This is a genomic window from uncultured Ruminococcus sp. (assembly GCF_946415235.1).
In the GTDB taxonomy this organism is placed as follows: Bacteria; Bacillota; Clostridia; order Oscillospirales; family Ruminococcaceae; genus Ruminococcus.
In genome coordinates, this window is record NZ_CAMKRR010000111.1 from 1 (window position 1) to 9,543 (window position 9,543).

8 protein-coding genes and 1 other RNA gene are annotated in these 9,543 nt (G+C 48.6%); 5 read left to right on the top strand and 4 right to left on the bottom strand.

What is annotated here, in order from left to right; translation table 11 throughout:
- Positions 1-81 precede the first annotated feature (81 nt).
- The gene (locus Q0R37_RS13700) at positions 82-693 is read left to right on the top strand and encodes a TetR/AcrR family transcriptional regulator (protein WP_294755117.1); all 612 of its coding nucleotides are present in this window, start codon (positions 82-84) and stop codon (positions 691-693) included.
- Between the two features lie 171 nt (positions 694-864).
- Here the strand turns inward: Q0R37_RS13700 and Q0R37_RS13705 are convergent, their stop codons facing one another.
- The 4 genes from Q0R37_RS13705 to Q0R37_RS13720 all read right to left on the bottom strand — a co-directional run bounded on the left by Q0R37_RS13705 (position 865) and on the right by Q0R37_RS13720 (position 6,314).
- On the bottom strand, positions 865-2,205 hold the full coding sequence (locus Q0R37_RS13705) for an MATE family efflux transporter (protein ID WP_294755118.1): 1,341 nt from the start codon (positions 2,203-2,205) through the stop codon (positions 865-867).
- A 205-nt stretch (positions 2,206-2,410) separates the two neighbouring features.
- Positions 2,411-3,715, bottom strand: a complete 1,305-nt coding sequence (locus tag Q0R37_RS13710) for a UDP-N-acetylglucosamine 1-carboxyvinyltransferase (RefSeq protein ID WP_294755119.1) — start codon at positions 3,713-3,715, stop codon at positions 2,411-2,413.
- A gap of 117 nt (positions 3,716-3,832) precedes the next feature.
- Positions 3,833-5,338, bottom strand: a complete 1,506-nt coding sequence (locus Q0R37_RS13715; protein ID WP_294755120.1) for a peptidylprolyl isomerase — start codon at positions 5,336-5,338, stop codon at positions 3,833-3,835.
- Between the two features lie 172 nt (positions 5,339-5,510).
- On the bottom strand, positions 5,511-6,314 hold the full coding sequence (locus tag Q0R37_RS13720; RefSeq protein WP_294755121.1) for a peptidylprolyl isomerase: 804 nt from the start codon (positions 6,312-6,314) through the stop codon (positions 5,511-5,513).
- 205 nt (positions 6,315-6,519) lie between these two features.
- Between Q0R37_RS13720 and ffs the strand changes: the two genes are divergently transcribed.
- The 4 genes from ffs to Q0R37_RS13740 form a co-directional block, all read left to right on the top strand.
- Positions 6,520-6,618: signal recognition particle sRNA small type (gene ffs, locus Q0R37_RS13725), an RNA gene on the top strand.
- A 40-nt stretch (positions 6,619-6,658) separates the two neighbouring features.
- Positions 6,659-7,549 carry a hypothetical protein gene (locus Q0R37_RS13730; protein WP_294755122.1) on the top strand — a complete coding sequence of 297 codons (891 nt, stop codon included), beginning with the start codon at positions 6,659-6,661 and terminating at the stop codon, positions 7,547-7,549.
- A 17-nt stretch (positions 7,550-7,566) separates the two neighbouring features.
- Positions 7,567-9,174: a DNA polymerase III subunit gamma/tau gene (dnaX, locus tag Q0R37_RS13735; RefSeq protein ID WP_294755123.1), complete on the top strand. Its 1,608-nt coding sequence runs from the start codon at positions 7,567-7,569 to the stop codon at positions 9,172-9,174.
- Positions 9,175-9,245: 71 nt separating this feature from the next.
- Positions 9,246-9,543: YbaB/EbfC family nucleoid-associated protein (locus Q0R37_RS13740; protein WP_294755124.1), on the top strand; the 298-nt coding region annotated here is incomplete at its 3' end.

The following is a 9,543-nucleotide window of genomic DNA, read 5'->3' on the forward strand; positions in this document are numbered from 1 at the left end:
TTGTGAACCCTTTGGAATCCCTTCCTTTTGGGTTGGCGTAATCAATGCGTAAATTTTGATTTACAGGAAAGGTGCGTTAAAATGGGAAAAGTCGATACAAACAAAAAGATCAAAGAAAATTCACTTCTCAAGACAGCTTTTGAATTTTTTACCACAAAGGGCTTCAGCAAGACTTCCATAACCGACATTGTAAGCAAGGCAGGCGTTGCAAAGGGCACGTTCTACCTTTATTTCAAGGACAAATATGATATCCGAAACAAGCTCGTCTCACACAAGTCCAGCCAGCTCTTCAAAAACGCTCTCGCAGACCTCGGCGGCAAGCTGGAGACCCTTCCCTTTGAGGAAAGGATCATCAGTATCATTGATAATATCGTCAATCAGCTCAACGAGAACCAGTCCCTGCTGACGTTCATATCAAAAAACCTGAGCTGGGGCATATTCAAGAGCGCCATAACCACGCCCGTTTCTGAGGACGATATCGACTTCTCATCTGTATATAACAAAATGCTAGAGGACGCTCCGAAGGGCATAAAAGACCCCGAGATAATGCTGTTCATGATAATAGAGCTTGTGAGCTCCACCTGCTATTCGGCTATACTCTACAGCGAGCCGTGTACTCTGAACGAGCTCAAGCCTTACCTTTACAGCTCCATAAAGCTGATGATATCACAGCATGAGGGTAAGGAAAAATAACAAAAAGCAGTCCTTACGGACTGCTTTTGCTTGTAAAAAGTTATTATAATATAGTCGGGAAGGGGCTGATGTGGGCATCAGCCCCTACATTTTGCATATTCTGTGTTTATGTGTAGGTGGCGATGTCTACATCGCCACCGCTTGATCTCAGCTTTTTGACGGACTGCTTTTTTATCGTGTAATATTCTTCAGCCATTTATACTTCACGTAATGCTTGTATACCGCAGGTATTTTCACAAACTCGTCGAGAGTGAGTATAAATGCCACCGCGAGTACGGGGAGCTTCAGCCAGAATGCGGCTATCATGCCCATGGGGACTACCACGCACCAGAGTGTCACAATGTCGCATATCATGCCGAAACGAGTGTCTCCACCTGCGGGGAAAAGTCCTCCTATAACTGTGGAGTTAAGGGAATTGCCTATGATATAGTACGCCGCCATGAACATCATGAACTTCAGATAATACTGCGCCTTGTCGTTCAGAGTTATTACATTCAGGATAATCGGAGTTACTGCCAGTATAACTATTCCCGAGGCAATACCTATCCATATGGACAGCCGCACGAACTTTCCGCCTGCCTTTTTGGCGTCCTCTATCTCGTTCCTGCCGAGCATACCGCCGATGATTATGCCTACACCCGAGGCTATTCCCCAGCAGAGACTGGCTATCATGCTGCGGACGATGCCTGCAATGGAATTTGCCGCAACAGCGTCGGTTCCGAGCCTTCCCATGATGACCGAATACATAGTGACTCCACCGCCCCAGCCGAACTGATTGAGCAGCAGCGGTGCCGTATACCTTATGTAGTCCTTGTGGAGCGGCTTGTTATTGAGCCTGAACAGCTTTTTTACGCTGAGCCCCGGACACTTTCCGCGTATCATCACAACCAGTATGAATACGCACTCAAAAACACGGGTTATCACGGTCGCAAGAGCAGCTCCCGCAATGCCCATTTCGGAGAAAGGTCCGATACCGAAGATAAATACAGCATTGAGGACTATATTCAGCACCACGGCAAGGCTTCCGATAAGGGAGCTGAGCCCTGCAAGGTCACAGACCTTCATAATGCCGAAATATCCCTGCGAAAAGCCGCTGAGTACATACGAAAGGGCTACGACGCGCAGGTATATCCCGCCAAGGCGTATGAGCTCGCTGTCGTTTGTGAAAAAGCGCATGATGCTGCACGGTACCATAAGCGCAGCCAGTGTAAAAGCAATTCCCACGATGAGGGAATAACGCATAGTTACCGCCAGCACCTCCCCGACGGTCTTTGCGTCCTTTTTGCCCCAGTACTGCGCCGCAAGGACATTGCAGCCCGACACAAAGGCATAAATGAAAAAGCCGTGCACAAAGGCTATCTGCCCTGCCAGCGACACCGCCGAAAGGGAGTCCTGATTAAGAAAACCGAGCATAAAAGCGTCCGAAGCCGAGACCAGTGACGACATGAAGTACTGGAAGGCTATGGGCGCTACTACGGTGAATAATTTTTTGTATAATCCTTTATCCTTCATATATCTCCTTTTTATGTGCAGGGGCGGATACTATCCGCCCGTTATCTATAAATTGATCTGTAGGTGGCGATGTCTGCATCGCCCCGACTTTTTAATAATAAATCGGCGGGCTGATGTAGGCATCAGCCCTTACAAATAGTTATTTGCAGTGTTAAATACAGACGAAAAAGCTGCCGCACTATTGTGCAGCAGCCATTATTCTTAATTAAACAGCAGCCTTTGTGCTGTCGGGCTTTGAGTCCTCCGACTTGTCGGGAACGCTGACCTTTTCGATATCGGCTCCGAGAGCACGAAGCTTTCCTTCCATGCAGTCATATCCTCTTTCGATATGGTAGATATCCTCTATCTCGGTAACGCCGCTTGCAGCAAGTCCCGCGATGATAAGCGCAGCTCCTGCTCTGAGGTCACACGCCTTTACGGGAGCTCCCATGAGCTTTCCTGTGCCCTCTATAAGAGCGACCTTTCCGTTTACAGTGATATCAGCGCCCATTCTTCTGAGCTCGTCAACGTAGCGGAAGCGCTGCTCCCAGATATTCTCGGTAATAATACTCGTGCCCTGTGCGAGACAGAGGAGAGTAGCTATCTGAGACTGCATATCCGTAGGGAAACCCGGGTGAGGAGCTGTCTTGACATTGGTCTTGACCAGCGGGCCGTCCACCCATACCCTTATGCTGTCGTCGTACTGCTCTATATTCACGCCGATCTTTTCAAGCTTCTTTGTGATCGACTCAAGATGCTTAGGTATAACGTTCTTGATAAGAACATCGCCCTTTGTTGCGGCAACTGCCACCATGAATGTACCTGCCTCTATCTGATCGGGGATAACGGCATAGTTTGTACCGTGAAGGTGCTCGACGCCCCTGATCTTGATAACGTCCGTACCTGCGCCCATGATATTTGCACCCATGGAGTTGAGGAAGTTTGCAAGGTCAACGATATGCGGCTCCTTAGCGGCATTTTCGATTATAGTGAGACCCTCAGCCTTAACGGCTGCGAGCATGGCGTTCATTGTAGCTCCGACGGTCACAACGTCGAAGAATATCTGATTTCCCGTGAGCTTATCGGCAACAAGGTCTATCATGCCCTGACTGAGAGTATACTCCGCGCCGAGAGCTGTGAAAGCCTTCAGGTGCTGATCTATAGGACGGTCTCCGAGAGGACATCCGCCCGGCATGGAGACTCTTGCCTTGTTGAACTTGCCCAGAAGAGCTCCCAGGAAGTAATAGGAAGCACGCATTTTTCTTGCATACTCATAAGGAACACAGAACTTATTTATTGTCGTAGGATCGATCCTGTACGCATCTTTGCCCACGCTTTCGATCTGAGCGCCCATTTCCTCAAGGATATGGAGACAGATCCTGACATCGCTGATGTAAGGTACATTTTCTACAACGCAAGGTTCATCTGACAGAATAACTGCGGGCAGAATAGCTACAGCTGCATTCTTTGCACCGCTTATGGTAACTTCACCCTCAAGGCGTCTTCCGCCTTTTACAACAAACTTATCCAAATATTTTCTCTCCTTATTTTTTCGGGTCATCTGTATTTTTTCCCGAATTTCTTTCTTTTGTTCCGGGGCGCTGAGCGCCTTATACACATATACCCCGGGCACTGCGCCCGAAGATCATCAGTTATAATCCTTGATGTTCCAGTGAACATCACCGCCGCTGTAGTCCGTTATTGTTATTTTCTCTATGATAACGTCCTCAGTGGGCTTGTCGTTGCTGCCTGTTTCTGCTTCCTGTATCTTGAATACCACGTCAAGTCCGTCGTATACCTGACCGAAGATGGTATAGCCTCCGTCCAGCCACGGCGCACCGCCGTATGTGGAGTAGACCTCAGCCTCATTGTCGGTAAAGGTATAGCCGCCTGCCCTGAGCTGATCTATCTGATCCTTGTCGTATACCTCGCCTGTTACGATATAGAACTGGCTTCCGTTGCTGGCAGTTGAACCGCTGTTTGCGTAAGCAACAGCTCCTGCCGCATGGATAAGGTGGGGATCGGTGTCATGATCGTCGAAGCCCTTTTCCAGTGCGGATTCACCGCCTGTACCGTCTCCCTTGGGATCGCCGCCCTGTATCATAAAGTCCTTTATTACTCTGTGGAATGTAAGTCCGTCATAATATCCGCGCTCTGCAAGAGTTATGAAGTTCTCAACGCCCTTTTCCGCATATTCGGGGAAGAGCTTGATCTTTATCTCCTTGTCGTAGCCCTTTACCTTGAGGCTTGCCACCTTTTCTCCCTCTTTTGGAGCTGTAAAGTTTGCAATATCAAGGTTTTCCTTGCCTGTGGAGTTTCTTATCTCATCGGCGTCGAACTCGTCATAATCGCTGATATACCAGCGTATATCCTCGCCGTCGTATTCGCCTACCTTGACTGACTCCATAATGAGATCCTTGTAAGGCATACTCTGCGCGTCAACTGATACGTTCTGAATCTTGAATATAACATCAAGTCCGTCTATGACCTGACCGAATACCGTATAGCTTCCGTCGAGCCACGGAGCGCCGCCGACTTCCTGATATATCTTCTTTGCGTTATCGGAAAGCGGATAGCCTCTCTGTCCGAGCTCATCAAGGTCCTCAGCGGTATACTTTGTACCTGTCACCACGTAGAACTGGCTTCCGTCGGTAGTTGTGCTTCCGCTGTTAGCGTAAGCAAGAGCACCAGAAGCATGGATAAGGTGAGCATCCGTGCCGCCGTCGAACTTGCCGCCCCATATGCTTTCACCGCCGATGCCTGTTCCCTGCGGGTCACCGCCCTGAACCATGAAATCGGCAATTACTCTGTGGAACTTCAGTCCGTCATAGTAGCCCTTCTTTGCGAGCTCAACGAAGTTCTCAACGCCCTTTTCCGCATATTCGGGGAAGAGCCTGAACTTTACCGTACCGTAGTCCTTTACGTTCATTACTATAATAGTGTCGCCCTTTTCGGGAGCTGTAAAGTTTGCTATGTCAACATTTTCGACTGTTGTAGTCTCTGCTGCTGCGGTAGTTTCATCTGCGGAGGCAGAAGTCGTCTTATCGCTGTCCGTGCCGTTTGTTGTCATGGTATTGGAATCGTTGCCGCATGACGAAAGTGACGAAGCAGCTACAGCAATGCAGAAAATACCTGCTATGATCTTTCTGAACATTGATTTCTCTCCTTTTGATCAGCGGACGAAAACAGAGCTTGTCCGCAGACAGGATTAAATAATTACACTTCAACTAATATATTATACATCAAAAAATTCATTTTGTAAAGAGTTACACCATATTTTTGTATCATCACGTCAGATACTTTAGTGTATGACGTGATATTTCTGCTTATTTTTCGGCTTCCGAGGGGGTATCTTCAGCGGAATAAGTACTTATTTTAACTGAATTTATCATGACTTCCTCCGCGGGAAATTTGTAATTTCCCACGTTCCTCGTTTCCAGCGAAGCAAGCTTTTCAACCACGTCAAGACCGTAGTAGGTCTGACCGATAACCGTCATCTGCTGCGAAAAATTGGGAACTCCGCCCAGCTCTATGAAAGCGTCCGCAAGAGCCTGACTTTCCGAGGAGGCTTTGAGCTCATTCTTGAAGGTTTCGTCAAAGGTGACTGTATTCACGGGCATGAACCTGCTTCCGTTGAAGTAAGTGCCGCCGCCCAGTATTTTCTCCTTGAAGCTCTGCTTTATGGTGGTGTTCATTGCTAATATAGAGCCCCTGAAAGGCCACAGATTCTGATGGAGCTCTCTTTTCACGAGCTCATGGGAGTTGTCCTTTGCGCTGCCGTCCCTGTTGGGAGCGCCTGCCGCGGAATAAACTCCGCTTTCTGAGTGAAAAACGTAGGTATTGTCATAGTAGCCCTGCTCTGCCAGCTCGGTGAAGTTCTTCACCGCATTCGGCGAATATTCGGGGTAAAGTACAAATCTGAACTCACCTACAGTAGTATCCACGATGGCTATGGGAGCGCCCTCCTTCGGCGCTTCAAGCTGTACGAGCTCCATTTCCTCGGGGATTATGGTGATATAACTGTTATTCCGCTCCTTCATAGTGCCCGCAAGCATCACGACAAGAGACGAAACGCCCATGATAAGCGTGAATATCAGTATCATCCTTACGACTTTGTTTCCTTTTACCATTTGATTATCCTTTCAAGCGTATACTACTTTCATTATACATACTGTGTCACAATTTGTCAATAATTATCCCGAATTTTCCGAGTTTTTCACTTGCGTGAGCCCTTTTTTGAAAAAAATTTCCTTGACAAAGCTCTCCGATTGTGGTATCATATTAAAAGAGCATCGTCTGCTCGTATAAACGGGTGTGAAATTCCGAAATATAGATGTGTGGGCCCTGTGCAACAAGACCCCGTGAACCATGTCAGGCGGGAGACCGAGCAGCATTAAGCGGTGCGTGTTGTGTGCCGCAGCAAGCCTGCACATCTATGTTTCGGAATTTTCCTTTAGACATGGGGGGGCGTGAAATGTTCCGTTCTATCCTCGCAATGCGCGCAAAGCGCGTACTGCTGTGCATAAAGCGGTCCGTAGTCAAGGCTGCCGCTTTTGTTCCCCTGTCGCTGACAGGTATAATGATATACGAAGCCATAAAGAATAAGGGCGGTTCTGTCCGCTATACCGAGGTTATCGACCTTATGCTCGCCTCCTTCCTGTTCTTTATGATAGCTTTTTCTGCCGAAATGCTTGCAAAATACAAGGGCAAGCTCTACCACCTTTACGACGAGGAGCTCATCGGCAGTGCCTTCACAGGTCTGAAACGCAGTTCTATCCTCTTTGAACAGGCTCTTGACCTGTTCCACAAGAATAATTACCGCATGGCTCTCGAGCAGTTCACCGACCTTGAAAACGGCGATGAGAAGCTGACCGATCAGGAAAAGGCTATACTCGAATTCTACCGCGGACGCTGTTATCATATACTCGATATCTATCCCAATGCCCTGCTCTGCTACTGGAAGGCAAGGGAAAACGGCTTCTATATACCCGAAATGCCTATATTTGAAGCACGGTGCCACGTCGGGAGCGGAAATTACGAGAAGGCGGAGTCCCTCTACAAGGAGCTCATGACAAAGGACTACAAGTACCGCGACAGGATACGCTGCGAGCTGGGAAATATGTATCTGAAAATGAACGACGGAAGGACTGCACTGAAATGGTTCGGTGAGTCCATCGAAAAGCACGAAAACTACGCAAGCGCCGTGGGCGGAGCTGCCATAGCTCAGGCTATGCTCGGAAATACCGAGAAAAGCGCGGAGCTCTACCGCCTTGCGATACTCAACAATATAGATAATGCCGACGACTTCAAGCACTACTACCGCGGCATAATAGCCATGAAAAAGGCTGACAGCAAAGAAGAATAGCGAAAGGAGAAAAGGCTGTGTACAAGGCACTTTACCGCAAATGGCGCCCAATGACCTTCGACGACGTCATATCGCAGGAATTCACTACGGAAGCTCTGAAAAACCAGATAATCAGCGGCAAAACTGCCCATGCCTACCTTTTCACGGGCTCAAGGGGTACAGGTAAGACCACCTGCGCCCGTATCCTTGCAAAGGCTGTGAACTGCCGCAATATGAAGGACGGCAATCCCTGCCTTGAATGTGATATCTGCCGTGACGCCGACAGCGGCGCTCTTACGGATATAGTAGAAATAGATGCGGCTTCCAACAACGGTGTAGAAGATATACGCGACCTGCGCGACGCGGCGGTTTATACTCCCGAGCGCGGCGCATACAAGATATACATCATCGATGAGGTGCATATGCTTTCACAGAACGCATTCAACGCCCTGCTGAAAATTATGGAGGAGCCGCCTCCATACGTCAAATTCATACTCGCTACCACCGAGATACACAAGGTTCCCGCAACTATCGTTTCACGCTGCCAGCGCTACGATTTCCGCAGGATAAAGCCCGAGGACATTGCAAAGCGCATAAGCTATATCGCTCAGCAGGAGGATATCTCCCTCACCGAGGACGGCGCAGCCATGATAGCAAAGCTTGCGGACGGCGGTATGCGTGACGCGGTATCGCTCCTCGACCAGTGCTCGGTATGCGCCGAAAAGATCGACGCCGAGGCGGTCTCGAATGCCGCAGGAATCGCAGGAAGAGACTACCTTTACGATATGCTCGAAGCCATAACGGACTCGGATACGCCGAAGGCTCTGTCAATAACGGCTTCCCTTTACGATATGTCAAAGGACCTTGCAAGGCTGTGCGACGAGCTTATAATGCAGTTCCGCAACGTCATGCTAATAAAGGCTTCTCCCGAAAACGCGGAAAAGCTCATAGTGTGTATGCCCGACGAGATGCAGCGCCTTAAGGCTGCCGCCGAAAAAAGCGAGCTCTCCGCGGTAATGGACAGGCTCTCGGCTTTGCAGGAATGCCGCGACCGTATGCAGAACGCCATGAATAAGCGCGTTGAATTCGAGATGTCACTCATAAAACTTTGCGGAAATGTAAAGAATGCTCCCGAAAGTATTGACAATTCCGAAATTTATGATAAAATAAAACAGTTGGAGGATAAGATAGCTTCCGCTCCGAGAGCTGTACAGAATACGGCAATAGCTCCCGAACAGCCTGAAGTACTGGAGGCGAGCGCAGCCCCCGCGGACGAGAAGATAATCCCCACCGTAGACCTGAAAAAGCTGAGACCCGAGGATATCCGCCCATGCGACCGCTGGGCAGAGATACTGGACGAGTTCAAAAAGATAAATCCTGCCGTTGCGGGAAGTCTTGACGGCTCTTTCGCAGGCACAGCGGGAAATTACATCTTCATCACCGCCCAGAACCGCTTCTTTATGGATCTTTTCAAGGTCAAAGAGAACGCAAATTCACTGGGTATGGCTATCGCAAACGTGCTGGGACAGCGCTACCTTATCAAGGCGAAATGCGCCACAACAGTCACAGAGCAGAAAAATCTTGCGGAAAGCCTTATAAAAAAGGCTGTGGAAAGCAGGATAGAGACCTCTGTAGACGATCAGTAACGCTTCAAAAGCAAATATAACTTTGCTTGATATAAAACTAAGAAACAATCTTTTTAAAGGAGAATTTTAAAATGAAAGCAAGAATACCAAAGAATATCAATGCCGGCGGCGCTCAGAACATGAACCAGATGATAAAGCAGGCTCAGAAAATGCAGGATCAGATCACTGAGCTCCAGGAAGATATCGAAGCAAGAGATTTCACTGCCACAGCAGGCGGCGGAGCTGTTGAAGTTACCATCACAGGCAAAAAGACTATCAAGTCCCTCACTCTCAAGCCCGAGGTCGTTGACCCCGAGGATATAGATATGCTTCAGGATCTCATCATCAGCGCCGTAAACGAGGCTGTAAACAATGTTGAGACAACTACCG

Bases quoted from the DNA above. Each gene is read 5' to 3' on its own strand.
- Q0R37_RS13700 (WP_294755117.1), top strand. From the start codon at position 82: ATGGGAAAAGTCGATACAAACAAAAAGATCAAAGAAAATTCACTTCTC.
- Q0R37_RS13705 (WP_294755118.1), bottom strand. From the start codon at position 2,205: ATGAAGGATAAAGGATTATACAAAAAATTATTCACCGTAGTAGCGCCC.
- Q0R37_RS13715 (WP_294755120.1), bottom strand. From the start codon at position 5,338: ATGTTCAGAAAGATCATAGCAGGTATTTTCTGCATTGCTGTAGCTGCT.
- Q0R37_RS13720 (WP_294755121.1), bottom strand. From the start codon at position 6,314: ATGGTAAAAGGAAACAAAGTCGTAAGGATGATACTGATATTCACGCTT.
- Q0R37_RS13730 (WP_294755122.1), top strand. From the start codon at position 6,659: ATGTTCCGTTCTATCCTCGCAATGCGCGCAAAGCGCGTACTGCTGTGC.